27 protein-coding genes and 1 rRNA gene are annotated in these 25,445 nt (G+C 40.0%); 1 reads left to right on the plus strand and 27 read right to left on the minus strand.

The annotated features are described in order from the left end of the window. Positions 1-6 precede the first annotated feature (6 nt). The 18 genes from spoVT to metG all read right to left on the minus strand — a co-directional run bounded on the left by spoVT (position 7) and on the right by metG (position 18,246). Positions 7-543 carry a stage V sporulation protein T gene (spoVT, locus tag HNR63_RS13055; RefSeq protein ID WP_009360768.1) on the minus strand — a complete coding sequence of 179 codons (537 nt, stop codon included), beginning with the start codon at positions 541-543 and terminating at the stop codon, positions 7-9. Positions 544-738: 195 nt separating this feature from the next. Next, complete coding sequence (mfd, locus tag HNR63_RS13060) at positions 739-4,251, minus strand: transcription-repair coupling factor (RefSeq protein WP_181520966.1); 3,513 nt, start codon at positions 4,249-4,251, stop codon at positions 739-741. 56 nt (positions 4,252-4,307) lie between these two features. Further along, the gene (gene fin, locus HNR63_RS13065; RefSeq protein ID WP_042535916.1) at positions 4,308-4,538 is read right to left on the minus strand and encodes an anti-sigma-F factor Fin; all 231 of its coding nucleotides are present in this window, start codon (positions 4,536-4,538) and stop codon (positions 4,308-4,310) included. A 69-nt stretch (positions 4,539-4,607) separates the two neighbouring features. After that, positions 4,608-5,171 (minus strand): aminoacyl-tRNA hydrolase, encoded by a 564-nt coding sequence (gene pth, locus HNR63_RS13070; RefSeq protein WP_042535914.1) that lies wholly within the window; start codon positions 5,169-5,171, stop codon positions 4,608-4,610. A 57-nt stretch (positions 5,172-5,228) separates the two neighbouring features. Beyond that, positions 5,229-5,855 carry a 50S ribosomal protein L25/general stress protein Ctc gene (locus tag HNR63_RS13075; protein ID WP_181520967.1) on the minus strand — a complete coding sequence of 209 codons (627 nt, stop codon included), beginning with the start codon at positions 5,853-5,855 and terminating at the stop codon, positions 5,229-5,231. 56 nt (positions 5,856-5,911) lie between these two features. After that, positions 5,912-6,862, minus strand: coding sequence for a ribose-phosphate diphosphokinase (locus HNR63_RS13080; RefSeq protein ID WP_042535909.1), 951 nt, complete (start codon positions 6,860-6,862; stop codon positions 5,912-5,914). 17 nt (positions 6,863-6,879) lie between these two features. Further along, complete coding sequence (gene glmU / locus HNR63_RS13085) at positions 6,880-8,256, minus strand: bifunctional UDP-N-acetylglucosamine diphosphorylase/glucosamine-1-phosphate N-acetyltransferase GlmU (RefSeq protein ID WP_181520968.1); 1,377 nt, start codon at positions 8,254-8,256, stop codon at positions 6,880-6,882. A gap of 185 nt (positions 8,257-8,441) precedes the next feature. Beyond that, complete coding sequence (gene spoVG / locus HNR63_RS13090; protein ID WP_003398210.1) at positions 8,442-8,732, minus strand: septation regulator SpoVG; 291 nt, start codon at positions 8,730-8,732, stop codon at positions 8,442-8,444. Positions 8,733-8,821: 89 nt separating this feature from the next. Beyond that, positions 8,822-9,202, minus strand: coding sequence for a RidA family protein (locus HNR63_RS13095; protein WP_004888532.1), 381 nt, complete (start codon positions 9,200-9,202; stop codon positions 8,822-8,824). Between the two features lie 33 nt (positions 9,203-9,235). Further along, positions 9,236-10,060 (minus strand): pur operon repressor, encoded by an 825-nt coding sequence (gene purR, locus HNR63_RS13100; RefSeq protein ID WP_021095770.1) that lies wholly within the window; start codon positions 10,058-10,060, stop codon positions 9,236-9,238. 12 nt (positions 10,061-10,072) lie between these two features. Then, positions 10,073-10,939 carry a 4-(cytidine 5'-diphospho)-2-C-methyl-D-erythritol kinase gene (gene ispE, locus HNR63_RS13105; RefSeq protein ID WP_181520970.1) on the minus strand — a complete coding sequence of 289 codons (867 nt, stop codon included), beginning with the start codon at positions 10,937-10,939 and terminating at the stop codon, positions 10,073-10,075. A 127-nt stretch (positions 10,940-11,066) separates the two neighbouring features. Continuing rightward, positions 11,067-11,336, minus strand: coding sequence for a biofilm formation stimulator Veg (gene veg, locus HNR63_RS13110; RefSeq protein ID WP_181520972.1), 270 nt, complete (start codon positions 11,334-11,336; stop codon positions 11,067-11,069). A 211-nt stretch (positions 11,337-11,547) separates the two neighbouring features. Continuing rightward, a complete protein-coding gene (gene yabG, locus HNR63_RS13115) occupies positions 11,548-12,426 on the minus strand; it encodes a sporulation peptidase YabG (RefSeq protein WP_085788863.1) in 879 nt (292 codons plus the stop codon). Between the two features lie 74 nt (positions 12,427-12,500). Further along, complete coding sequence (gene rsmA, locus HNR63_RS13120; RefSeq protein ID WP_085788862.1) at positions 12,501-13,388, minus strand: 16S rRNA (adenine(1518)-N(6)/adenine(1519)-N(6))-dimethyltransferase RsmA; 888 nt, start codon at positions 13,386-13,388, stop codon at positions 12,501-12,503. Continuing rightward, positions 13,381-13,953, minus strand: coding sequence for a ribonuclease M5 (gene rnmV / locus HNR63_RS13125; protein WP_181520974.1), 573 nt, complete (start codon positions 13,951-13,953; stop codon positions 13,381-13,383). Before rnmV ends, rsmA begins: the two co-directional genes overlap by 8 nt. Before the next feature lie 61 nt (positions 13,954-14,014). Next, a complete protein-coding gene (locus tag HNR63_RS13130; RefSeq protein ID WP_181520976.1) occupies positions 14,015-15,208 on the minus strand; it encodes a resuscitation-promoting factor in 1,194 nt (397 codons plus the stop codon). A 204-nt stretch (positions 15,209-15,412) separates the two neighbouring features. Continuing rightward, positions 15,413-16,180 carry a TatD family hydrolase gene (locus tag HNR63_RS13135; RefSeq protein ID WP_043967571.1) on the minus strand — a complete coding sequence of 256 codons (768 nt, stop codon included), beginning with the start codon at positions 16,178-16,180 and terminating at the stop codon, positions 15,413-15,415. Between the two features lie 116 nt (positions 16,181-16,296). Further along, positions 16,297-18,246, minus strand: coding sequence for a methionine--tRNA ligase (gene metG, locus HNR63_RS13140; RefSeq protein WP_181520978.1), 1,950 nt, complete (start codon positions 18,244-18,246; stop codon positions 16,297-16,299). A gap of 480 nt (positions 18,247-18,726) precedes the next feature. Here metG and abrB point away from each other — a divergent pair, with 480 nt between their 5' ends. Further along, on the plus strand, positions 18,727-19,017 hold the full coding sequence (gene abrB, locus HNR63_RS13145) for a transition state genes transcriptional regulator AbrB (protein WP_171335231.1): 291 nt from the start codon (positions 18,727-18,729) through the stop codon (positions 19,015-19,017). Between the two features lie 35 nt (positions 19,018-19,052). Here the strand turns inward: abrB and rsmI are convergent, their stop codons facing one another. The 9 genes from rsmI to rrf form a co-directional block, all read right to left on the minus strand. Further along, positions 19,053-19,919 (minus strand): 16S rRNA (cytidine(1402)-2'-O)-methyltransferase, encoded by an 867-nt coding sequence (rsmI, locus tag HNR63_RS13150; RefSeq protein ID WP_181520980.1) that lies wholly within the window; start codon positions 19,917-19,919, stop codon positions 19,053-19,055. 6 nt (positions 19,920-19,925) lie between these two features. Further along, a complete protein-coding gene (locus tag HNR63_RS13155; protein ID WP_021095963.1) occupies positions 19,926-20,660 on the minus strand; it encodes a tRNA1(Val) (adenine(37)-N6)-methyltransferase in 735 nt (244 codons plus the stop codon). 55 nt (positions 20,661-20,715) lie between these two features. Beyond that, positions 20,716-21,063: a DNA replication initiation control protein YabA gene (yabA, locus tag HNR63_RS13160; RefSeq protein ID WP_085788855.1), complete on the minus strand. Its 348-nt coding sequence runs from the start codon at positions 21,061-21,063 to the stop codon at positions 20,716-20,718. 15 nt (positions 21,064-21,078) lie between these two features. After that, positions 21,079-21,906: a PSP1 domain-containing protein gene (locus tag HNR63_RS13165; RefSeq protein ID WP_021095961.1), complete on the minus strand. Its 828-nt coding sequence runs from the start codon at positions 21,904-21,906 to the stop codon at positions 21,079-21,081. Continuing rightward, complete coding sequence (holB, locus tag HNR63_RS13170) at positions 21,899-22,897, minus strand: DNA polymerase III subunit delta' (RefSeq protein WP_181520982.1); 999 nt, start codon at positions 22,895-22,897, stop codon at positions 21,899-21,901. The genes HNR63_RS13165 and holB overlap by 8 nt, the downstream gene beginning before the upstream one ends. 10 nt (positions 22,898-22,907) lie before the next feature. Next, positions 22,908-23,537, minus strand: coding sequence for a dTMP kinase (gene tmk / locus HNR63_RS13175; protein ID WP_021095959.1), 630 nt, complete (start codon positions 23,535-23,537; stop codon positions 22,908-22,910). A gap of 1 nt (position 23,538) precedes the next feature. Continuing rightward, positions 23,539-24,963, minus strand: a complete 1,425-nt coding sequence (locus HNR63_RS13180) for an aminotransferase class I/II-fold pyridoxal phosphate-dependent enzyme (RefSeq protein ID WP_181520983.1) — start codon at positions 24,961-24,963, stop codon at positions 23,539-23,541. 80 nt (positions 24,964-25,043) lie between these two features. Then, entirely contained in the window at positions 25,044-25,226 is a 183-nt protein-coding gene (locus HNR63_RS13185; RefSeq protein ID WP_019418065.1) for a sigma factor G inhibitor Gin, read from the minus strand. Between the two features lie 133 nt (positions 25,227-25,359). After that, positions 25,360-25,445 (minus strand): 5S ribosomal RNA (rrf, locus tag HNR63_RS13190); the annotation flags it as partial.

Raw genomic sequence — 25,445 nt, forward strand, 5'->3', positions numbered from 1 at the left:
CTACCTTTATTGTTCCATTTGACGAGCAAGGAAGCTCGCGGCTGTTTCTGCTGCTTTATGCTCCACTTCACCAAGTGTTTTATCTTTTGAGAAAATAATAACTGCCCCGATTGGATCCCCTCCAGCAATAATCGGTGCAATCACGTATGATTGCATATGCTCTTCATGGGCTTGTGCAAATGACACGTTTGTTTCTTCCGTATGCAAAACGGACTGGCGATCTTCCATCACTTTTTCAACAAGTTCACTTACGCTTTTGTTTAAATACTCTTTTTTCGATCCACCTGCTACTGCGATAAATACATCGCGATCACAAATGAGCACAGGTTGTCCTAAGCTGTCAAATAGAGCCTCAGCGTACTCTTTTGCAAAGTCGCCTAGTTCGCTAATCGGCGAATACTTTTTCAAAATGACCTCACCATCACGGTCAACAAATATTTCAAGCGGGTCTCCTTCACGAATGCGAAGTGTTCTGCGAATTTCTTTCGGAATGACTACTCGTCCTAAATCATCAATTCGTCGAACAATACCTGTTGCTTTCATCTATCGATGCCTCACTTTCATGTAGTTATTAAAAATGGCACTGGTGAAGCAGTTGAATAATTCACCATTGTTGTGATTAGTATCCGTAACAAGCGAAGTTATATACACAATGAAGGGGGATTTTTTTTAAAAAGTGAAAATCCCCCATCTTCATCATTGCCACTTATTTATAAACAGTAAACATGTATTAATCAATTATTTTTTAGCATATTTTAACCCTTTTAGCAACTCATAAATGATCATCATCCATTGTTGTGGTTTCATCCCTTTCGTATGAACGACAATTTTAAATTGATCGCCGTCCATGCCAAACCCAACGTCTCTTCCATACGGCTCACCGAGTTTAAACAATTTGCTGACATCGATTTGCTTTGTCGTTTCTTGTGAGAACAAAATCGTAATTTCTTGTTTCGTTTGCTTAATAGACTGAACGAGATGCTGTTTTGCATATATTTTCATTTCTGCAATTTGGAATAAATACGCCACTTCATCTGGATACTCACCGAAACGGTCTAACATTTCTTCTCGCAGTTGTTCGAGTTCCTCTAACGAGTCAAGTGCGCGGAATCGTTTATACATCTCGATTTTTTGTTGTTCATTTGAAATGTAGTGCTCCGGAATATACGCATCAACTTCTACATCAATTTCTACTTCAAACGGTTTTTCTTGCTTCATTCCTCGTCGTTCTTCAATAGCTTCTTTCAACATTTGGGAATAAAGCTCAAAACCGACGGAATCAATAAACCCGTGTTGCTGTGCCCCTAATAAGTTTCCAGCTCCTCGAATAGACAAATCGCGCATCGCAATTTTAAAACCAGATCCAAGCTCTGTAAACTCCTTAATCGCTTGTAATCGTTTTTCGGCTATTTCATTTAACACTTTATCTTTTCGATACGTAAAATACGCATACGCAATACGATTGGAACGCCCCACTCGCCCACGCAATTGGTACAGTTGGGAAAGACCCATTTTGTCGGCATCATAAACAATTAACGTATTTACATTTGGAATGTCGACGCCTGTTTCGATAATCGTCGTACTTACTAACACATCGTACTGTCCTTCTAAAAACGCAAGCATGACCGCCTCTAATTCATGTTCGGACATTCTTCCGTGCGCATACGTGACGCGCGCATCAGGCACGAGCATCGAAATTTCTTCCGCTTTGCGATCGATATCTTCAATGCGATTATAAAGGAAAAACACTTGTCCTCCGCGCGCCATTTCGCGCTCAATCGCTTCTCGCACAATGATCGGACTATATTCCATCACATACGTTTGTACGGGGAAACGATTTTCCGGAGGTGTTTCGATGACAGATAAATCGCGGACACCGATAAGCGACATATGCAACGTGCGCGGGATCGGTGTAGCGGTTAATGTTAATACATCAATATTTGTTTTTAATTGTTTAATTTTTTCTTTATGAGCAACACCGAATCGTTGTTCCTCGTCAATAATTAATAAACCTAAATCTTTAAACGATACATCTTTTGATAAAAGCCGATGCGTACCAATCACCATATCGATTGTGCCGTCTTTTAAGCCTTGGATCGTTTCCGCTTGTTGTTTTTTTGTACGGAAACGACTTAATAAACCGACGTTAATCGGATATCCTTGGAAACGTTCACGGACCGTTTCATAATGTTGCTGGGCTAAAATCGTCGTTGGAACGAGAAATGCGACTTGTTTTCCGTCCATAATCGCTTTAAATGCGGCACGCAACGCGACTTCTGTTTTCCCATAACCAACATCCCCACATAATAGCCGATCCATCGGGCGCTCGCTTTCCATATCTCGTTTAATTTCACGAATCGAACGAAGCTGATCTTCCGTTTCTTGATATGGGAACGCTGCTTCAAATTCCCGTTGCATTTCATTATCAGGTGAGAAGGCATATCCTTTGCTCGCTTCTCGCTCCGCGTACAATTTCATTAAATCTTCGGCAATATCTTGAACGGAAGACTCTACTTTCTTTTTTACTTTCTTCCATTCTGTTCCGCCTAGTTTATAAATTTTCGGTTCTTTTCCTTCTGAACCAACATATTTTTGGACGAGATCCATTTGATCAACAGGAACGTATAACGTATCATTCCCTTGATATTGAATATGAATGTAATCTTTATGGATTCCGTTAATTTCTAACGTTTCGATTCCTAAATATTTCCCGATTCCGTGATTGACGTGAACGACATAGTCACCAACTTTTAAGTCCGTATAACTTTTAATACGCTCCGCATTCGACAATTTTTGACGTCGCATGGGACGTTTCAGTCGTTTTTTAAATAGCTCTTCTTCAGTAATGACGGCAAGCTTTTGCATTGACAATTCAAATCCTGCGACGAGCCCAGACGGAACGATTTGACATTTCCCATGGAATAATGCATCGTCTTTTCCGATTTGAATGGCATCAATCTCATAATCTTCCAACGTTCGTTTCAGCTTTTTCGCTCGTTCTTCGTCCCCCGCTAGCAACACAACAGCATAGTTTCCCTTTTGCCAACGTTCAATTTCCACCTTTAACAATTGCATTTGACTATAGAACACTTGCATTTGCTTGCAAGATATATTGACAATATTTTGCGGGTGTGTATATGGGATATGACGTAAAAATAAAGACAAATAAATCGTTTGCCTCATCCGCTTTTGTAACACTTCAGGAAACGAATGAGAAATCGATACGTTTTGTACAATTTTTCCTTCTTCCAATAATTTCGTATACCACTCTGCCTCTTCTTGCTCGAGTTTTTCTGCTACTTCTTGAATGCGACTCATTTCATCAATGACAACTACACCGTTGTCTGGAATATAATCTAGCAAACTCGCAGCCGAAGGGTAAAAGAACGAGAAATACTTGTACATTTCTTCGATTGATTTTCCATTTTTCAGCTGTTCCAATTCAAACGACATATGTTCGTATAAACGATTTTTCGTCTTTTCATCATGAATATGCTGCAACGTATCATGAAATTGTACTTCTAGCTTTTGAATAGCTTCAGCCATATGTTGTTGTTCAATAATGAGTTCCGTCGCTGGACCGATGAATACCTCATCTATTTCAGCTACCGAACGTTGATCGTCAACTGCAAACGTCCGAATCGACTCAATTTCAATATCAAATAACTCAATGCGATAAGGAAGCTCTGCAGTAAGGGGATAAATATCAATAATGCCTCCTCGAACGCTAAACTCCCCTGGCGTTGAAACGACTGATACGCGCTCGTATCCCATCGCAACAAATTGTTTTAAACAACGTTCGACGTCCACTTGCCCACCAACGCGAAAATGAAGTTGATAACGTTCCCATACATCTTTTGGTGGAAGTAGTCGTCGCAATGCGGCAATTGGAGCGATGACGATTCCTTTTTTCCGTTCACACCAATAGTTTAATACTTCTAAACGTTGTGCTCTCAATTCTGGACTAGCTACAGCTAATTCAGCTGCAATTAATTCATTGACGGGATAAAGAAATACTTCCTCCTCATCCACTAATTGAATCAGATCGTCATATATTTTTTGTGCTTGAAATAAATTGTGCGTTACAATGCATAAAGGCCGTTCTGTCTCCTCATACAAAGAAGAAATAAAAACAGAACGGGCCGAGCCAGATAAACCTGTCACAAGCTGCTCTTTTAACCCATTGCGAATGCCCTCTGCAACCGATTGCATGTCCGCATGATTAATAAAATACTGTCTTAAGCCTCGCAAAAAATTCCCTCCTCTCCAACATAAATACAAAAACGCTTTGGGACCCCCAAAGCCAATTATTGAATAAACTTTTCATATTGATGAAGATCAGGATTCTGATCTAATGCTTCTTGGCAATGTTCACAAATGGACTTTACGTAAATTTCTCCTGAAGGGAGATACTGGATCATATCTAATTTTTCTTCTTCCGTTAAGCGATGAAAACCTAATTGCTCACTTTCTAAATCGAGCACATCAAGCGTCCCCATTTTCATGCCGCAATGACGGCAATAATAGTGTAATGCCATATCGCATTCCCTCCTAAATGGTTGATTTAATCGAATACATTTTGAACCATTTAGGAGGAAATTATTCAATTATTTATTGAATTCATTCATCACTTGAGCGAATGGAATGTGTAACGATCTCTCGCACGCATCAGCTGCCTTTTGAATCGCTTGATCGATATTTATTTTTTCTTCAGCTGTAAACCGACCTAATACGTAGTCGCTCACTTTCATGCCATTTTTCGGGCGATCGATACCGATACGGATGCGTTTAAATTGCTCTGTCTTCAAATGATGAATAAGTGATTTCATCCCATTATGCCCGCCCGCACTTCCTTTCGGGCGTAAGCGAACCGTCCCTGTCGGTAAGTCTAAGTCGTCATAAATGACAATCACATCATCGACATCAATGTCATAATAATCCATCAACGGACGAACACATTCGCCCGATAAGTTCATATATGTAAGCGGTTTGCACAATATGACTTTTTCCCCCGAAATGATACCACTTGCAAATATACCTTGAAACTTCGTTTGATTAAGGGCAAAACCCCAGCGATGAGCAAGCTCGTCAACGACCATAAAACCTACATTATGTCTCGTTTGCTCATACTCTTTCCCGGGGTTGCCTAAACCAACAAACAGTTTTGCCATTTCTTCTGCTCCTTCTCTCCATACTGCAAAAGACGTAACCAATGATGGCTACGTCCGTCACGGCGTTGTTTCGCGTCCTTCTTCCGATTCCGGTTTTCCTGGTTCTTGTTCTTCACCGCTATGAATTTCTTCTTCTTGCTTCGGTGGCAAGATCGACGCGATCACTTCTGTCGGATCATGATTGATTTCATAAACACCGTTCGTTTGAATATGTGAAACTGTAACAACATCGCCTACTTGTAAATTTGCTATGTCTATATCGATGGACGGTGGAATATTTGACGGTAACGCCCGAATGGACAATTGATGCATCGCCTGCTGCAGTACACCACCGTCTTTTACACCTGCTGCTTCACCAACCAAATGAATAGGAACGTGAACATCAATTTCTGTCTTTGCATCAACCGCTAAAAAGTCAATATGAATGACATCATGGCGAATCGGATGCTTTTGCATATCACGAACGATGATGCGAATATGATCGCCATTTAGTTTCGCGTCTAAAAGACCGCTCCCGCCAACAGCCCGCCATTGTTTCAAAAACTCGGCCGCATCAACAAAAACCGATTGGCTATTCGTTTTTTTTCCGTACAAAACAGCTGGGATGTGACCATGTTTTCGCATTTGTTTAACATAAGAGCGTCGATGATCTGTACGTAATTGAAGTTGTAACAATGAAATCACCTTCCTATTTTAGAATCGCTCATAGCTTCCCCTAAAATAGGAAGGTCTAAACGCCATTAATCGAACAATGCGCTAATTGATTGTTCTTCGTGTACGCGAATAATTGCTTCACCGATAAGCGGGGCAACAGATAGCTCTACAATTTTATTCGTTTTCTTTTCTTCAGGAATAGCAATCGTATTCGTTACAACAAGCTCTTTAATTTTCGAGTTTTGAATTCGTTCAATCGCTGGACCTGATAAAACAGGGTGCGTACAACATGCATACACTTCTTTCGCCCCATGCTCAGCTAACGCATTTGCTGCTAAAGTAATTGTTCCAGCTGTATCAATAATATCGTCCACTAAAATTGTCGTTTTCCCTTGCACATTACCAATAATGTTCATCACTTCCGCCACATTTGGTCTTGGACGGCGTTTGTCAATAATGGCAATAGGCGCTTTTAGGCGATCTGCCATTTTCCGCGCGCGCGTCACACCGCCGTGGTCTGGAGAAACAATGACAATGTCATCAAGCTGTTTTTCTTTAAAGTAATCTGCTAAAATCGGCACACCCATTAAGTGGTCGATTGGAATATCAAAAAATCCTTGAATTTGTGGTGCGTGCAAATCAAGTGTAATGACACGAGAAGCACCCGCTGTTTCTAATAAATTAGCAACCAATTTTGCAGTGATCGGCTCGCGAGAACGGGCTTTCCGATCTTGGCGAGCATATCCGTAGTACGGTATAACAATATTAATGGTTTTGGCAGACGCTCGCTTTAATGCGTCAATCATAATAAGCAATTCCATCAAATGTTCATTTACAGGGGCGCTTGTTGATTGAATAACATAAACATCGCAGCCACGAATACTTTCTTCAATGTTAATTTGAATTTCCCCGTCGCTAAAACGAGAAACGGAGCATTTTCCTAGTTCAACGCCAATGACTTTTGCGATTTCTCGGGCTAAAATCGGATTCGAATTTAACGAAAATAACTTTAAATTAGAATTCAAATACTGAGACATGGGTAAGTAAACCTCCATTAGGATTTTTTCTTTTCTTGTAGACGCTCAACATAATTTTCTTTATTTGTTTGCCGAGCGCGGGCAATAGCTAAAGCTCGGTTAGGTACATCATCGGTAATAGTTGATCCGGCCGCTACGTATGCTCCGCTTCCTACAACGACAGGGGCAATTAAGTTTGAGTTACAGCCGATAAACGCACCATCTTCAATTTTTGTCACATATTTATTTACCCCATCATAATTTACCGTAATCGTACCACAACCGATATTCACATCAGCACCTACTTCAGCATCCCCGATATAGCTTAAGTGCGATGCTTTACTTCCATTTCCAAACGTCGCTTTTTTAATTTCGACAAAGTTTCCGATTCTCACATCGTCGCCAATTTTAGATAGCGGACGAATGTGGGCAAATGGACCGATCGTTACATCTTTGCCTACTTCGCTGTCATGTACAACAGAATGACGAATCGATGTATTGTCACCAATACGACTATTTTTAATTTCGCTATTCGGTCCGATGATGCAATTTTCACCAATTACCGTATCGCCTTCAATCCATGTCCCAGGATAAATGACCGTATCCTGTCCAATGTACACATCAGGTGCTATATACGTATGCTCAGGATCAATGATTGTCACGCCATTTGCCATATGTTTACGATGAATGCGCATACGCATAATTTTTTCTGCTTGCGCAAGTGCAATGCGGTCATTCACGCCTAACGTTTCTTCAAATATTGGTGTTTCGTACGCTGAAATAATTTCGCCTTGTTTTTTCAAAATTTCGATGACATCTGGTAAATAATATTCCCCTTGCGCATTATCGTTCGACACTTTCGTCAGCGCTTCAAATAGCGCACGATTATCAAAACAATACGTTCCTGTATTAATTTCACGAATCATTCGCTCTTCTTCTGTTGCATCTTTATGTTCTACAATTTTTTCGACATGTCCATCTTGATTTCGGACAATGCGACCATATCCAGTTGGATCTTCTGCAAGGGCGGTTAAAATCGTTGCTTTCGCTTTCGTCTGTAAATGATGTTGTAAAAGCGCTTCCATCGTTTCTGAGGTGATCAGTGGTGTATCTCCACAAACAACGAGAGTTACACCATCTTTATCAGCTAAATGAGGTGCTGCTTGCATGACAGCATGCGCCGTCCCAAGCTGTTGTTCTTGAATGACGTACTCACTTTGATTGCCAAGTTGTTCTTTCACTCGTTCTGCTCCAAAACCAACAACTGTAATTAATCGATCGACATGTAACGTAGAAATGGCATCCACTACATGTTGTACCATCGGCTTTCCACAGACAGGGTGCAACACTTTATACAGCTTTGAACGCATACGCGTTCCCTGTCCAGCCGCTAAAATGATCGCATATCGTTTCATCGTAAGGCCTCCATACCTCTCTTTATCCATATTGAATATATATCAATTATGTATGTATTTCAAGGAAACATTGTCATCTACCAAAAAAATTCATCATTTTCACTATATGTTCTTTATTAATAGGATGAACATTATTTTGCATATGAAAAGGACCCTCTTGTAACGAAAGGGTCCTCTCTTATGATTTACGAAGCACCTGCTTCTTCAAGCTCTTTTTCCAACTCACCAGCACGGTGATATTCAGCTAAAACAGCTTCTTGAATTTTCCCGCGGGTTGTTGAGTTAATTGGATGAGCGATGTCACGGAATTCCCCGTCAGGAGTACGCTTGCTTGGCATAGCGACAAACAAGCCGTTATTGCCTTCAATCACGCGGATGTCATGAACGACAAATTCATGATCCAACGTAATCGAAGCAATCGCTCTCATACGTCCTTCGGTATTCACGCGGCGTAATCTCACGTCAGTCACTTCCATTCTGTTCACCACCTTTTCCCTATATAAGAACTTAAGTGAATTTATTCCACGTCGTTTTTTATTTTCCTGCTAACATGAAAAAAATTTTTTTACGATTGTTTGACAAGTGCAACGACTTCAATTTCAATTAACGCATCTTTTGGCAAGCGGGCAACTTCAACAGCGGAACGCGCTGGTTTATGATCGCGAAAATATTGGCCGTATACTTCATTCATCGCTGCAAAATCATTCATATCTTTTAAAAATACTGTTGTTTTTACAACTGTTTCTAAAGACGCCCCTGCCGCTTCAAGCACGGCTTGTAAGTTTTTGAATACTTGATGCGTTTGTGCTTGAATGTCCCCTTGTACCATTTCTCCTTCCGGCGTTAAAGCAATTTGCCCAGAGCTGTAAAACATATTGTTAACGATAATGCCTTGAGAGTATGGTCCAATCGCTTGTGGAGCTTGATTTGTGTGCACAACTTTCATGTCTCTTCCTCCTGTATGTAAAAATCATTTATTTTATTTGACAAAATGAAAGTAGTTTCCTTCTTCTACGGTAATTTGTTTTTCTTTGACATTCACAGACGTTAGTTTCACAAGGGAAACATATTCATCAACGAGTCGCTCTTCTGCTTCTTCCGACTCGACAAGCACACCAATGCCAACAACGTTTGCACGAAACTCTGAAAGCAAACTAATCATGCCGTTAATTGTTCCGCCGGCTTTCATAAAATCATCAACAATTAAGACGTTTGCTCCTTCTTTTAAACTCCGCTTAGATAAAACCATCGTTTGAATGCGTTTCGATGAACCGGACACGTAATTGATGCTGACCATTGATCCTTCCGTTACTTTACTATCACGACGAATAATGACGACAGGTACATTTAAAAAACTTGCAACCGCATAAGCTAACGGAATTCCTTTTGTAGCAACCGTTACAACAAAATCAATATGTTCATGCGCAAACGCAGAAGCATATAAACGCCCAATTTGGTTGACGATGCGCGTATCACCGAGCAAATCCGTCATGTACAAATAACCCCCTGGTAATAATCGATCAGGGTCTGCTAAGCTTGTACATAATTGCTGAATAAACTGTTTTGCTTCTGCTTCTGACATTTTCGGGACATATTGCACTCCTCCGGCAGCTCCAGGAAGCGTGCGCAACAAACCGATTCCTTGTTGCTCAAACGTTTGCTTAATAATAGCTAAATCTTCGCTAATAGACGATTTTGCTGATCCATATCGCTCTGCAAAAAAAGTCAGCGGTACAAGTTGATGTGGGTGATAAAGCAAATAGTGCGTCATATCCACAAGCCGACTGCTTCGCCTTAATTTCATGTGATAACCTCCTTATTGTTCGTGCCTTTCCCCGATTAATCGAACAGCATATACGTGTTCACAAAAGCCCCGCAAACCGTTATATACACGTTGCAAACGCGAATCGTGTTGAACAAGGCCAAATACGGTTGGACCACTACCACTCATTAATGATACATCTGCTCCAAAACGCTTCATTTGTTCTTTAATTTGAGCTACTTCGGGATGCATGTTTAATGTGACACTTTCTAGCACGTTCCCCGCGAGCGCACAAATTTTTTCGTAATCTTTTTCTTTAATGGCAGCAACCATTCCGTCTACATTCGGATGATCAACAGATTGTAAATTCAAATTGCGATACACATCCGCCGTTGATACACCGATTGTTGGCTTCGCTAAAATGACCCAACTTGGTGGAGGGGCAGGGATATGTTCAATTTTTTCTCCTCGCCCTGTGGCAATTGCTGTTCCTCCATACACACAAAACGGAACATCTGAACCGATTTCTGCACCAATTTCAGCAAGCTCATCTAAGCTTAAACCTAACCCCCAAAGTTTATTTAACCCACGCAACGTTGCAGCAGCATCGCTACTCCCACCTGCAAGACCTGCTGCAACAGGGATACATTTCGTAATAGAAATGGCTACACCGCGACGAACGCCAAACTTTTCTTTCAACAATTTCGCGGCTTGATACGCTAAATTTCGTTCATCATCCGGCACAAAACGATTGTGGGAGATAATTTGAATCTTATCACAATACAAATCCATTAACTCTACACGGTCAGCTAAGTCAATTGTCGTCATTACCATTTTGACTTCATGGTAACCGTCCGGACGCTTATGTAATACATCGAGAGATAAATTAATTTTCGCTGGTGCCTTCACTAACAACCTCAACTTGTTCACCTACTTTTCCGACTTCAAACTTCTATCGACATTTTACCACAAAAAATAGTGAACAAATACGTGCCTTTTCAATAGCCATAAAAAAAGAGACTACCGATATCGGTCGCCTCCTTAACCGTTATGAATGTGAGCTGCTCATCGCTACTTGTTCGTCATCTAAAAATGTAAGTTGCACCGTCTCTGTCAATATGTCTGCATAACTATATGATACACGTTCAAAAGCGTTTTCTTCTTGATCAAGTTCAACGACAAATACGGACGGATATGTTTGGGCTAACACGCCGCAACGCTCGATTGTCTTTCGACGCCCACCGTTCGCCTTTAACGTCAATCTTTTACCTAGGTTCGAATCCAGAACTTTTTTAATTTCCGACAATGTTTTTCCCATCGTATCCACCTCACTATTATGTAGTATAACAAATACAAATAAATAAGTCAAAAAATAAGAATTATATCAACAAAAAATATTTTATGTCAATACTTTTGTCTTTATTATGGACAATAATAAAAAAAATTATGTATAAAAAACGTTAAAAACAAAATGATATTGCCTCATCTTGTCTTTTTACCATAATGGCAAAAAGACAAGAGGCATTTGTTTATGTTTGCTCAGCAATCGTCCGAAAAGGCATTCCGGTTCGCAACACACCTCGCGTCTCGACACCGCCAAGCCCTTTTTCCCCCGTTAACGTATTTCTTAATACATCCCATACATTGACACGATCCATAAAAGGAGTGAAACTAATGCGCGAGACGATATATACAGGATCAAGTGCATGAATATTGACGCGTGCAGGCGAGCTAGCAAAGTTCGCACCTGCCCGAATAAGCGATTCAAAATGAGATTGACAAGCGCCAGCGAAAATGACGAGTTGATCGAGATTCGGAATTTTTTTGCGTGCCTGTCGCACCGTTTGCACAAAATATTTCGAATGACGATACGCTTTTAAATCATCCATCGATCCTTTTGATTTTGAATACGCATCATGCCCAGTGACAACTAAAATATCTGGACGCACTTGTTCAAGCAGCGGAATAATACGATCAGGCATATCTGTTTCAGGACAATGAACCCCATATACCGGAACCCCAATTCGTTCATACAACTGCATACATTTTCGTAAATAAAGCGGGTCTCCATCAATATGAAGCACTCGTCCTGGAAGTTGGAAAAAATCCATTTTCACTTCGTATCCACCGGTCGCTTCATATTCGCTTTTTTCCCGCAACAATCGATAATCTTGACGCAGCAATTTATAACATTGCTCAATATGTTGTTTCTCCTTTTCTTCTCGCTTCTTTTTTTCCCGCTCATCAATAACAACTAAATCAGAAAATGGAGCGTCTGCGATGAGCCGAACGTCTTCTCCGTACAAAATCGCTTCTTTTTCCCCCTCTTTTTCTTTTATATCAATGACTCGAAACAAAATGTCACATTCATACGATTTCCGTGCAACAATATCCCCGATTTGAATCATACACACCCGCCCTTTCGTTTGTTTTGTTTGTAACATATGCAACGAAAGGATCGAACGTGTAAAAAAAAGAGGCTTTAAGCCTCCTGTGAAAAAAAGTCGTATAGTTGGTCGCTCAAAATAGCAAATTCAGCGATAGTAAGCGTTTCTCCTCTTCGTTTCGGATCAATACGGGCACCCTCAAGCGCCTTTTCAATTTGTTCTTTTTTCTGTTTGCCGTTTGGCAAGTGACTCATTAAATTGTTTAAAATCGTTTTCCGCCGCTGTCCAAAACTCGCACGAACAACAGTAAAGAAAAAATCTTCATTCGACACAGCAACAGCAGGTTGTTCTCGCTTCAATAAACGAATGACTGCAGAGTCCACATTCGGCTTCGGTACAAATACCGTTCGTGGCACATGCATGACCGTTTCCGCGTGTGTATAATATTGAACTGCAATCGTTAAGGAACCGTAGTCTTTCGTTCCTGGCTTTGCCGCCATGCGCTCTGCTACTTCTTTTTGCAACATAACGACCATTCCACGAATAGGTAAACGATCCGTTAACAACTTCATAATGATCGGTGTCGTGACGTAATATGGTAAGTTGGCAACAACCATAATATCTTCTACATCCGCTAACTGTTCCGATATCACTTGTTGAACGTCAGCTTTTAAAATATCTTGGTGAATAACGGATACGTTTGAATACGGGGAGAGCGTATCCGCTAAAATAGGAAGAAGCCGCTGGTCAATTTCAAACGCAATCACTTTTTTTGCTCGGCGCGCTAATTGTTCTGTAAGCGCACCGATTCCCGGTCCAATCTCGATGACACCTGTCCGTTCAGAAAGCTCAGCAAAATCAACAATACGATGTAAAATATTCGGTTCAATTAAAAAATTTTGTCCAAGGCTTTTTTTAAACGAAAAGCCGTATTTCGCTAAAATTTCTTTCGTACGAGTCGGTGTAGCAATATCTTTATACATGTTTTTCCTCCTGTACCACTTGCTTCATCGCTTCCACAAACTGTTCTTTTGAAATTTGAAACATTTGTAACCGTTTATGCAGTTGTTTTCCGTTTGTATATCCGATTTTTAATAATTTACCTAACTTTTCACGCCGGGCGCGCGCTAGCGGGCCTCCGATTAATCCTGCATCGACAAGCTGCTGAAATGAAATCTCCTCTTGCGGATCGATCATTTCTTCGTACACACTTAAAAGCGCTGTGCGAATCGCTTCAATGGAAGCATGCTCAACACCGAGACCTTTCCCGTGCTTTCCTCTCGCTTCCTCACGCGTTAAAAATGCGTGTTTACATCCCGGTACACGCTCAGCAATTGTTTTGCGAATTTTTTCCCCTGGGTAATCAGGATCGGTAAAAATAATCACCCCTCGCTGTTGCTGGGCTAAACGAATGCGCTCAATCGTTTCCTCATTAATCGCTGCTCCGTTCGTTTCAATCGTATCTGCATCTACCGCACGGCGAATCGCCACTGTATCGTCGCGTCCTTCGACAACGATAATTTCCTTAATTTTCATAAAAACCTCCATCTGTTAACTGTTCTTCACCCATTATAACGAAAAAAACAGAGGATCGTGAAATCCTCTGCAGTTATTTTAAAATTTTAATTTTCACACGTTTCGTTCCCCAACGATATGCCGTCGATTTATCGGGAAAAAATACGTCGATTTTATATCCTCTTACATTCGCTCCTGTATCTGAAGCAACAGCATATCCATACCCCTCTACGTATACTTTTGTTCCAAGTGGAATGACACGCGGATCGACAGCGATCACCTTGGCGTTTGGATTTGAACGTAAATTCACACCTGTTGCAGTCGTTCCAGAACAGCCACCACAATACGCCGTATACGCTGTGGCAATCACATAAAGATCTTCAGCTACCTCACCGCTTCCACGGGAAGCTAATATTCTCGGAGCTTGTTTTGTGCCGATGGCAACAATACGATTTTTACTTTGTTTAATCGTCTCTGTTTTAATAAGCTCGCGCGATACTTCTTTTCCGTTTTCTAAAATCACTTCATATTGCTTCGCGACAAGCCCTTTTTCTCCCTCGCTAATCACTTTTTGTTTCCCTTTTTCCAATCGTGCATCTTTCTTTTCCACAACAGTATAATTGACTGGTTCTTCCACTACATCGGTGACTTTTTCAACTCGAACAATGTTTATTTTCGTGTTTGGTTGAATCATGTCATTCAATTTTGGTTGAACGCGATCCAGCTCCCGCAATGTAATATGTTGTTTAGCTAAAAAGTCAGCGACCGTAGTCGAAGTAGACCAAACTTGTTGCTGTTTGCCGCCGTCATTTACCGTAATCGGAAACGCTTTACTTATCACTATTTTCATGTTGTCTTTTACTTTTTCGTCAATGTTTGGTGATATTTCGTCATAATCACGAAGCTGGATTTGCTGAATATGCAATACATCCTTCACCGTTTTCGCCGTCGTCCTTAATCTCTTTTCTACCCCATCAACGACTAATACAATCGGCTTACTTGCTTCCCACTTAACGGTTAAATGGTCAACAATTTTAGTTTGTGGGGAAGGAGAGATAAAATCTTCTTGTTTTAACTGAATATTTTGTTCTTTTAGTAGCTCAGCAACCGTATTGGCATGCGTACGTACTTTTTGTTCTTTTCCGTTTGCATACAACGTCACCGTCTCTTTTGTCCATTCATAACTAGCATATCCCGTCATGCCAGATAAGGCTAAAAACCCTCCAGTAGCAAGCGCAATCTTCTTTTTTGATGTTGATTGCAATAATTTTTTTACATACGTAATCAAAATAAAAACGCCTCCTTTTCCGATAGATGATCGCGACGACCCTCCCTTTCTATGAAGCTTATTATCTATTATTCAAAATATTCTTTCATAAGGGAAGGAAGACTTGTCGACAAGCTCATTGTATGCTTGTAAAAAAAGTTGTAGAACAATCTCGTTTCATCTTTTATTTAGACAAGTCTTCCTAATCATCGACACGATTCTCTATCAAATGATGCCGAATAATCGCTTCGCATTGTCGGACGTTTTTTGGGCGACTTCTTCAAAAGATAAACCTTTTAATTCGGCGATCGCTTCGGCAATATATTTGACGTAGCTCGGTTCATTCCGTTTTCCTCGAAACGGATGTGGCGTTAAATACGGACAGTCCGTTTCAATAAGCAACCGATCAAGCGGAATTTCTTTCGCCACTTCTTTCGGTTTTTTGGCATTTTTAAACGTCACAGGACCGCCAAACGAAATATAAAAATTCATATCCATACATTGACGCGCCACTTCTATGCTTCCGCTAAAACAATGCATCACGCCTCCGACTTCCTCAGCGCGCTCTTCTCGTAAAATATCAACAATATCGGCTGTCGCATCGCGATTATGTATAATAATCGGCAACTTCACTTTTTTCGCTAAACGAATTTGTTTTCGAAATACTTCCTTTTGTACGTCTTTCGGTGATTGATCCCAATAATAGTCAAGCCCCATTTCACCGAGCGCGACAACTTTCGGATGCGCAGCCAAACGCTCAATCATGATGAGATCTTCATCAGTCATATGAATCGCATCGACAGGGTGCCATCCGACAGCTGCGTAAATAAAAGAATATTGCTCTGCTAACTCCATTGCCCGTTGAATAGTTGGTCGATCAAAGCCGACAACAACAATATGTGACACACTTTCTGCACGCGCTCGTTCAATTACTTGTTCAACATCTTCGTTAAATTGTGTCGCATTTAAATGTGCATGTGTATCAAATAACATATAACCCCTCTTTTCTTCCGATGTTCAGTTTACCACACAATCCCGTTACATAAATCACAGCTATATAACAATTACATTACAAAATAGAAACAAAGAGGTGTTTTTGCAACACCTCTTTACTTCACTTTAGCTCCGTTTGGAAGCGATTCGTCCACTGTCGCCAATGACAATACCCCATCTTTTTCCCCAGCTAAAATCATCCCTTGCGACAGCTCTCCGCGCAATTTCACAGGCTTTAAATTCGTCACGCAAATGACTTTTTTCCCAATTAAATCTTCGGGTTTGTAATGTTTTGCAATACCTGATACGACTTGACGCTTTTCATAGCCTAAATCAAGTTGCAATTTAAGCAAGCGATCCGCTTTTGGAATTGGCTCAGCATGAATTACTTGTGCGACGCGCAAATCCACTTTCATAAAATCATCAATCGTAATTTCTTCGCTTTTCTCTTCATTTTGTTCCTGCTTTTCTTCTACGTTTGCTGACGTCCCTTTCATTTGTGCTTGAATATATTGCACTTCTTCTTGAACGTCTAAACGTGGGAACAGTGGGGCCCCTTTTTCAACCATTCGCTCATGTTGTGAAGAACCAAACGTTTGTAAGCTGTCCCAGCCCATTAGTTGTTCATCTCGAACGCCAAGTTGAGCAAACATTCGTTTTGGTGTTGCTGTTAAAAACGGTTGCAATAAAACAGCTACATACCGAAGAGACTCCGCTAAGTGCGACATGACGGAAGCTAACTGTTCACGCGCTGCTTCGTCCTTCGCTAATACCCATGGTTGCGTTTCATCAATATATTTGTTCGTGCGGCTAATAAGCTGCCAAACAGCTGTTAAAGCTTGTGAAAATTGCATTTGTTCCATCGCTTCTTCATATTGTTTAACGGTATCATACGCCGTTTGTACAAGCTGTTCATCAAACGGGGTGTGCGTGCCACTATACGCAGGAATACGGCCTGCAAAATATTTTTCAATCATCGCTACCGTCCGGTTAAGCAAATTACCTAAATCGTTCGCTAAATCATAGTTTATACGCTCAACAAAACCTTCTGGTGTAAACACACCGTCTGAACCAAACGGCACTTCACGAAGTAAATAATAACGTAACGCATCTAAGCCATACCGATCAATTAACGTAACTGGATCAACGACATTTCCTTTCGACTTCGACATTTTTCCGTCTTTCATGAGCAACCAGCCGTGCGCAAACACTTTTTTCGGAAGCGGAAGATCTAAAGCCATTAACATAATTGGCCAGTAAATCGTATGGAAACGTACAATTTCCTTCCCAACAAGATGAACATCTGCCGGCCAATACGTTTTATATTTTTCATCATTTTCTGTTCCATACCCTAACGCAGTAATATAGTTTGACAGCGCATCAATCCATACATAAATGACGTGCTTTGGATCGCCTGGAACAGGAATGCCCCAATCAAACGTTGTCCGTGACACAGCTAAGTCCTCTAAGCCCGGCTTAATAAAGTTATTAATCATCTCATTTTTGCGCGATTCCGGCTGAATAAATTGCGGATTTTCTTCATAAAACGCTAATAAGCGATCGACATATTTGCTCATGCGGAAAAAATATGATTGTTCTTTTACTTTTTCTACAGAACGTCCACAGTCTGGACAATTGCCTTCAACTAGTTGTCGCTCAGTATAAAACGATTCACACGGAGTACAATACCATCCTTCATATTCGTCTAAATAAATATCCCCTTGTTCTAAAAGACGGGCGAAAATTTTTTCAACAACTTGCTTATGGCGCTGTTCTGTCGTACGAATAAAATCGTTATAAGAAATGTCGAGTTTTTTCCAAAGTTCTTTAATTCCAGCAACAATGTCATCCACATATTGCTGTGGAGTAACCCCTTTTTCCTCTGCTTTTCGCTGAATTTTTTGGCCGTGTTCATCTGTTCCTGTTAAGTACATCACATCATAGCCGCGCATCCGCTTATATCTTGCCATCGCATCGCCAGCTACCGTCGTATAAGCATGGCCGATATGTAATTTATCGCTCGGATAATAAATGGGTGTGGTAATGTAAAACGTCTTTTTTGTCACTTGTACCCCTCCTTGTTGCACGTTTAGTAGAAACGCTCTCGCCCAAAGGACGAGAGCGATCGCATATTTCTTATTCTTGATCAGTACATCTATTCCTCTTATCTCACCAAAATATACATAAAAATAAAGAGCGCTGTCAACTATTCGACATGGGATTGTCGATAAATCGCATGTTTTTGTCGAATTTTGTCGAAAAAATAACGAAAAAATTGTCGAATTTGTGTTGAATTTTGTCGAATAATATTTATAATAAGTTTTGTATCGTCTTGAAAAGCAGTTAAAAACTGTGTATGCATCTGTTGTCAAATGACTTGGATTTTGTCATTTCGACTATAATTTTGTCGAATTTTATATGCAGCTACATGTAAATCATACATTTTTTTTTATTGTTGCATATAAAAGGATTGACGCTTAATGGAAAAGTTGTTATGATAAATCCATAGAGATTTTGTCGAATATTGACGAAAAAAGGAGAGGAGAATAAAGATGAAATCAACAGGTATTGTTCGTAAAGTCGATGAATTAGGTCGTGTAGTTATTCCAATCGAATTGCGCCGCACATTAGGTATTGCAGAAAAAGATGCATTAGAAATTTATGTAGATGATGAGCGTATCATTTTGAAAAAATACAAACCAAACATGACTTGCGTAGTAACTGGGGAAGTATCTGACGACAACTTTAAGCTTGCAGATGGAAAAATCATTTTAAGCAAAGAAGGCGCAGAAACGTTATTACAAGAAATTCAAAACCTTCTTCAACAATCAAAATAAAAAGTTTCTCTAGACTTTTCTAGAGAAACTTTTTTTTACTTATGATACGCCTCATACACATCCCGCTTCGGTAATTGGCGATCTTTTGCTACTTGTTTAATCGCTTCTTTCGATGTATATTGCTTCGCTTCTATATAATAATTTACATGTTCAACAATAGTTAAATCATTCCACCATATCGGTTCTTCATCATGTATGTGATTCCCTTCAACAAGAAGACAAAACTCTCCGCGAACTTCATGATGTTCTGCCCAATGCATTACTTCTTCTATCGTTCCGCGAATGAACTGTTCAAATTTTTTCGTTAGCTCGCGCGCCACAGCCATTTGTCGATTGCCAAATATATGATACATGACCGCTAACGTTTCTTGAAGACGATGCGGCGCTTCGTAAAAAATAAGCGTATCTTTTATATGTTTTAATTGCTCCAGCTCTTTTTTCTTTTCTTTCTTATGTCGCGATAAAAAACCATAAAAATAAAAATGATTTGTCGGTAATCCAGAAGCTGTTAACGCGGTAATGGCCGCATTCGCACCAGGAAGAGGAACAACTTTACATTGTGCACGTAACGCTTCAACTACAAGCTCATGGCCTGGATCGGAAATCGTTGGCGTTCCAGCATCACTCACTAAAGCGATATGTTTCCCTTGTAATAGAGAAGCAATAATATGCTCTCCTCGCGATTGTTTATTATGTTCATGGTAACTAACAAGCGGCGTATGAATATCGAAATGATTAAGCAATTTCTTCGTTTGCCGTGTATCTTCAGCCGCAATGAAATCTACTGTTCGTAACGTTTCAATCGCACGCAACGTGATGTCTTCTAAATTGCCGATCGGCGTCGGGACGATGTACAAAATTCCTTTTTCATCTTCTTCAATAAAACTTTTTTGTTCGTTCATCTCATCTCATTCCCCGTATAAAATATGTTTTAACTCGCTCGTATACTCTCCATTTTGTTCGTATACAAAGAGAGGAGGTAATATTTTCAACCCTTTATTGCCGTCTTTCGTTCCTTCAATTAAAATGGTGTTCGCTTCCTTTCCCTGTTTTGGATAAACAAAACGCAACCGTTTCGGTTCTAAACGATATTGTCGCATAAACGTAACGATATCTAACAACCGCTCAGGGCGGTGAACGAAGGCGGCCTTTCCGCCTTGTTTGAGCAATTGACTGCTTACGCGAATGACATCTTCTAACGTGCAGTAAATTTCATGGCGCGCAATCGCGAAATGTTCATTTTTATTCATTTCTTCTTCGTTTGGTGTTGGGAAATACGGAGGATTGCACGTCACAACATCAAACTTACTATACCCAAGATGAGCAGGCATATCTTTAATGTCACCGTGAATGATTTCAATTTGCTCCTCTAATTTGTTGTATTGTACGCTTCGTTTCGCCATATCATAAATTTTTTCTTGAATTTCTACCCCGATCATTTTCCCTTTCGTTCGTTTGCTTAACAATAGTGGAATGACCCCATTCCCTGTACATAAGTCAACTAAATTTCCTTTTTGAATCGGAACGTATACAAAATTGGCCAACAATACCGCGTCAAGCGAAAAAGCAAATACGGATGGACTTTGAATAATTTTCATATCTTCTGCTAGCAAATAATCGAGTCTTTCATCCTCACGCAACATATACAATCCCTCTTTCTACAACAAAATAGCCTTTCCAGACCATTCGTCAGAAAGGCTATTTTTTATTTAAAAATGACAAACAAAATAAACAATCCCCATCGGTCCGTAAACTTCCGTAATGTACATTGCAAATGTGAAAGCCTTCTTGGTACAAACGAGCTAAGTTGTCGTATCCTTCACCAATATCAACTAATTTTTCTTTCGTTTGTTTTTTGCCTTGTTCGACTTTTCGCTCAGACAACTGTTCGAGCCGTCTGCGCAAATGATCATTTTCAACTTGAAGGCGATGATTTTCTTCAATTAACTCTCCAAGATAGCTTTTCAACTCACCTAGCTGTTTACATAAATGAGCAATTTGTTCCTCGATGCTCGTTACAGATTGGAAAATCTCTTTTTTATTCACGCGCCATCCACCCCATCACTCTGTGGCTTGAGTAGGAAGAACTTTTTCCTTTAATAATTCGTCAATCGTATACTCAACGACCCGATCTTTCTCCACTAATTCCACTTGTAACACTCGTTCTAAAATATTCAATCCAACGACTTTTCCTAATCCGAGAGGCGTTTCAATCATTTCACCTAAATCCGGCAACTGTTCTTTCGCTGTCTCGTATTCATCATTTTCATATTTTAAACAGCACATTAATCGGCCGCATAACCCTGATATTTTTGTCGGATTTAAAGATAAATTTTGATCTTTCGCCATTTTAATGGAAACTGGATCGAAGTCACCTAAAAATGTCGAACAGCAAAGCATGCGCCCGCATGGCCCGATACCGCCTAACATTTTCGCTTCATCACGCACACCAATTTGTCTCAGTTCAATTCTCGTGCGAAAAATGGCTGCTAAATCTTTAACAAGCTCGCGAAAGTCAACGCGTCCATCAGCCGTAAAATAAAAAATGATTTTATTGCGGTCGAATGTATACTCGACATCGACAAGCTTCATTTCTAGCCCGTGTTCTTCTACTTTTTTTAAGCAAATGTCGTATGCTTCTTCGGCTGCCTTTTTATTTTCCTCTACAATAAGCTTATCTTTTTGATCAGCCATGCGAATCACTTTTTTCAATGGTAAAACAATATCTTTTTCATCGACTTGTTTTTTAGCGACAACAACCTTTCCAAATTCAATGCCGCGAACGGTTTCAACAATGACATAATCACCGTTTGAAATCGGTAAATCTCCAGGATCAAAATAATAAATCTTTCCTGCTTTCTTAAAACGAACGCCTACAACTTCATACAAATGCAGATCCCTCCCGCAACTGCAATACTAACTGTTCCATTAAAAGCTGCGGATTCATATTCGTATGCAACCGCGCTTTTGCTTGTAAAATGGCCTTCATATGTTGAGCAATTTGCTTTTCAGAATAAAGAAAACGCGACCGCCGAAATTCATTTATGCAATCATCGTATGCAATTTGTTGTTCTTCTCCTAGTAACACATATAACAAATCTTTATATAAATATAATAATAAGTCTAACCCCATGCTCATTTGTTCTTTATTTGTAAAATGACTAAGCCAATGTTGTTGAATAACGAGCAACGCTTGGACATATTGCTTGTTTAATGCTTCATATAATTGTATCACTATTTTTCGTGCTTGTGCAAACCAATCATCTTGACTTAACTGAAAAGCTTCTTGCACATTATTTGTTAATCTGGCAGCTAATATGGCTAGCTCCCGTGGTACACCTTGTTGTTGTAAATAAGCGTATATTTGTTCCGTCGGTAATGTGTGGAAAGAAATAACTTGACAACGTGAAACAATCGTTGGGAGTATGCGATGTAATTGCTCTGTTAATAAAATGGCCACCGTTTTTGCTGACGGTTCCTCTAAAAATTTTAATAAACTATTCGCTGCTTGAACGGTCATTTGATCAGCATGCTCAATGATATATAGCTTGCGGCTCGATTCAACAGCCGTTTTTGTAAACTCCTCTTGCAGCTGCTCAATTTGTTGTTTTTTAATTGAGTTTCCATCAGGAACAACAAGATGAACGTCTGGGTGATTACCAGATTGAATCCGCCGACAATTTACACATGTTTCGCAAGGTTCATCATGTACATTTGTTAAACAAAACAAACGCTTAGCGAATAAAAGAGCCGCTTCTTTTTTCCCTGTCCCCTTTTGTCCTTCAAATAAATAGGCATGAGCCACTCTTCCTTTTCTTATACTGTTGACAATCATTTTCGCTACATGTGGTTGATTTGTTTCGAGCGCTTTCCATGACATAACGATCCTCTCACTTTCTTAAAAAAGGCTCAATCAATGCCCGTACGTCTTCAAATACTTTGATTATCGACTGAGTAGCGTCTACTTTTTTTATGCGATTTGGAAAACGATCTAATAACATCATATATCCATCACGCACTCGTTCATGAAACGCTAGTTCCTCTAAATCAAGTCGATTCACTTCTCTTAATCCATTTTCGCGAATACGCGCTAACCCAAGCGCTGGATCAATATCAAAGTAAATCGTTAATGTCGGCATCCAATTTTCAATCGCAAACGCATTAATAGCCAATATCTCATCTATTCCTAAACCACGCGCGACCCCTTGGTAAGCGAGAGAACTGTCAATAAAGCGATCACAAAGAACGATTTTTCCTTCCTCCAACGCAGGAATCACTTTTTCAACTAAATGTTGTCGTCTTGCGGCTGCATAAAGTAAAGCTTCTGTTCGTGCATCCATTCGATTATTATTAGGATGCAAAATGACGGAACGAATTTGCTCGGCAATATCAATTCCCCCTGGCTCACGCGTCGCAATAACGTCAACATGTTGCTTCGTTAAGTAATCAGTTAACATGCGAACGATCGTTGTTTTCCCTGCTCCCTCGGGACCTTCAAATGAAAAAAATAAGTAGTTCATCTTAAGCCTCCTCAAAAACTTCGATATAATCCCCATTTATATCTGTTTGAAAATATGCCCCCGTTTGCTTCAAATATTGAATAAGCTCAATATGTTGCTTTGTCACAATTTCTCCAATAAGTAAAATAGGAATCCCAGGTGGATAAGGGACAACCATTTGAGCACAAACACGTCCGACTGCATCATAAAGCTGCACTTGTTCTGTTTGCCTACCTTTAATCCATTCATAACTTACAGCTTGACAATGCTTTGGTAATTGAATTTGTACATGTTCGTTTTGTCGTTCGCTTCGGATAGATTGTAGCGCGCGTTTTATTCGCTCTGTAATCATTTGAAATTGTTTGATTTTCGCAAGCGGATAAACAAGCAATACGTTATATGGATCAGCCATTTCTGTGAAAATTTCGTTTCTTTCTAATAGCTGTTGCAACTCATAACCTGAATGTGCACTGCGTGTTTGTAGCGTAATCTTTAACAAGTCTGTTCGAACGAGTGGATGCTGCGATTCTACAACATGAATTGCCTCAATTCCTCGCAACTGTTGCTTAAATAATTGAATTTGCCCAACCATTTCATTAATCGTTTCACGTGTCTGTTGCGCAACATAAGCGCGAGCCAAATCAAGCGAAGCCATAATTGGATAAGATGGGCTGCTTGTTTGAAAAACTTGCAAAAAGTATCTTAACGTACGTTCATCTATAAGATCACTATTAAAGTGCAAAAAAGAACCCATGGTCATAGCTGGAAGTGTTTTATGGGCTGATTGTACAACAATGTCTGCCCCACACTCAACAGCCGATTTTGGAAAAGGTTCCCCGAGCACAAAATGAGCTCCATGTGCCTCGTCCACTAAAACAGGCATGCGATAAGAATGGGCCAATTGAATAATTTTTGTTAAATCAATAGACATCCCATAATAGTTTGGATTTGTTAAAATGAGCGCAGCGGCATCCGAATGCTCACGCAATGTATTATAGATTGTTTCAAACGATACAAAAGACATCACTCGAACATCTTCATCAAATTCCGGGGAAATAAAAATCGGTGTTGCCCCAACGAGATGTAGCGCATGTAAAATGGATTTATGGCAATTACGTTGTACAATAACTTTTTTATTTTTTTCACATGCAGCTGTAATCATTGCTAAATTACCAGAAGTAGAACCGTTAACTAAAAAGTATGTCTGTTTAACCCCATACAGTTTTGCCGCTAATTGTTGCGCCTCTTCAATCGCTCCCGTTGGATGATGCAAGTCATCTAAATGCGAAAGTTCCGTTACATCTAAATGTAACAACGGTACAAAAGTAGAAAGAGCCTCTTCATAAAAAACAGCTCCATATTTATGCCCTGGTACGTGAAATGAAATCGGTTGTCTCGAGGTATGTTCACATAAAAGTGTATATAGAGGTGTTTTCGTTTGGTCCATCTTTATTCGTTTCCTCGCTCACGTTTTTTATATATTTATATTAAAATAAAACAGGCCCTAATCATAGTAGGGGCCTTTTGTTATGAATATATTTTATTCTCTCCTATTTTTTTCAGCCGATCAACGTAAAATTTGTATTTTTCATCATTTGTTTCCGTTTGAATGAGATCGTTATGACAATCCATGCATATAAAATGATGAAAAACATGAATCCCTTTTTTATTTTGTCCATCACATACAATGCAAGTTTCTTTATAAGACATTTGTTCTCCACCTCCCGCTAACAGTTTTCCCAGTTTCATATAACAATATACTTCGAAAACAATCATTTGGTGCGGGAGTATAACAAAAGCGAAAGTAAAAAGACCAAGACGAAATCGTCTTGGCCTTCTCTTTGCCCGGCAACGTCCTACTCTCGCAGGCGGTGTCCCGCCAACTACCATCGGCGCTGGAGAGCTTAACTTCCGTGTTCGGGATGGGAA

It is taken from the genome of Anoxybacillus ayderensis (genome assembly GCF_013761015.1).
In the GTDB taxonomy this organism is placed as follows: Bacteria; Bacillota; Bacilli; order Bacillales; family Anoxybacillaceae; genus Anoxybacillus; species Anoxybacillus ayderensis.

What these genes read in the sequence shown, in the direction of transcription:
- veg (WP_181520972.1), bottom strand. Translation starts at nt 11,336, where the DNA reads ATGGGAAAAACATTGTCGGAAATTAAAAAAGTTCTGGATTCGAACCTA.
- HNR63_RS13185 (WP_019418065.1), bottom strand. Translation starts at nt 25,226, where the DNA reads ATGTCTTATAAAGAAACTTGCATTGTATGTGATGGACAAAATAAAAAA.
- glmU (WP_181520968.1), bottom strand. Translation starts at nt 8,256, where the DNA reads ATGAAACGATATGCGATCATTTTAGCGGCTGGACAGGGAACGCGTATG.
- tmk (WP_021095959.1), bottom strand. Translation starts at nt 23,537, where the DNA reads ATGAACTACTTATTTTTTTCATTTGAAGGTCCCGAGGGAGCAGGGAAA.
- HNR63_RS13095 (WP_004888532.1), bottom strand. Translation starts at nt 9,202, where the DNA reads ATGAAAGTTGTGCACACAAATCAAGCTCCACAAGCGATTGGACCATAC.
- HNR63_RS13135 (WP_043967571.1), bottom strand. Translation starts at nt 16,180, where the DNA reads ATGTTATTTGATACACATGCACATTTAAATGCGACACAATTTAACGAA.
- fin (WP_042535916.1), bottom strand. Translation starts at nt 4,538, where the DNA reads ATGGCATTACACTATTATTGCCGTCATTGCGGCATGAAAATGGGGACG.
- rsmA (WP_085788862.1), bottom strand. Translation starts at nt 13,388, where the DNA reads ATGTATAAAGATATTGCTACACCGACTCGTACGAAAGAAATTTTAGCG.
- rsmI (WP_181520980.1), bottom strand. Translation starts at nt 19,919, where the DNA reads ATGAACGAACAAAAAAGTTTTATTGAAGAAGATGAAAAAGGAATTTTG.
- HNR63_RS13080 (WP_042535909.1), bottom strand. Translation starts at nt 6,862, where the DNA reads ATGTCTCAGTATTTGAATTCTAATTTAAAGTTATTTTCGTTAAATTCG.
- pth (WP_042535914.1), bottom strand. Translation starts at nt 5,171, where the DNA reads ATGGCAAAACTGTTTGTTGGTTTAGGCAACCCCGGGAAAGAGTATGAG.
- holB (WP_181520982.1), bottom strand. Translation starts at nt 22,897, where the DNA reads ATGTCATGGAAAGCGCTCGAAACAAATCAACCACATGTAGCGAAAATG.
- purR (WP_021095770.1), bottom strand. Translation starts at nt 10,060, where the DNA reads ATGAAATTAAGGCGAAGCAGTCGGCTTGTGGATATGACGCACTATTTG.
- yabG (WP_085788863.1), bottom strand. Translation starts at nt 12,426, where the DNA reads ATGATTCAAATCGGGGATATTGTTGCACGGAAATCGTATGAATGTGAC.
- HNR63_RS13155 (WP_021095963.1), bottom strand. Translation starts at nt 20,660, where the DNA reads ATGTTGCGTGAGGATGAAAGACTCGATTATTTGCTAGCAGAAGATATG.
- HNR63_RS13180 (WP_181520983.1), bottom strand. Translation starts at nt 24,963, where the DNA reads ATGGACCAAACGAAAACACCTCTATATACACTTTTATGTGAACATACC.
- spoVG (WP_003398210.1), bottom strand. Translation starts at nt 8,732, where the DNA reads ATGGAAGTGACTGACGTGAGATTACGCCGCGTGAATACCGAAGGACGT.
- spoVT (WP_009360768.1), bottom strand. Translation starts at nt 543, where the DNA reads ATGAAAGCAACAGGTATTGTTCGACGAATTGATGATTTAGGACGAGTA.
- rnmV (WP_181520974.1), bottom strand. Translation starts at nt 13,953, where the DNA reads ATGGAGGTTTTTATGAAAATTAAGGAAATTATCGTTGTCGAAGGACGC.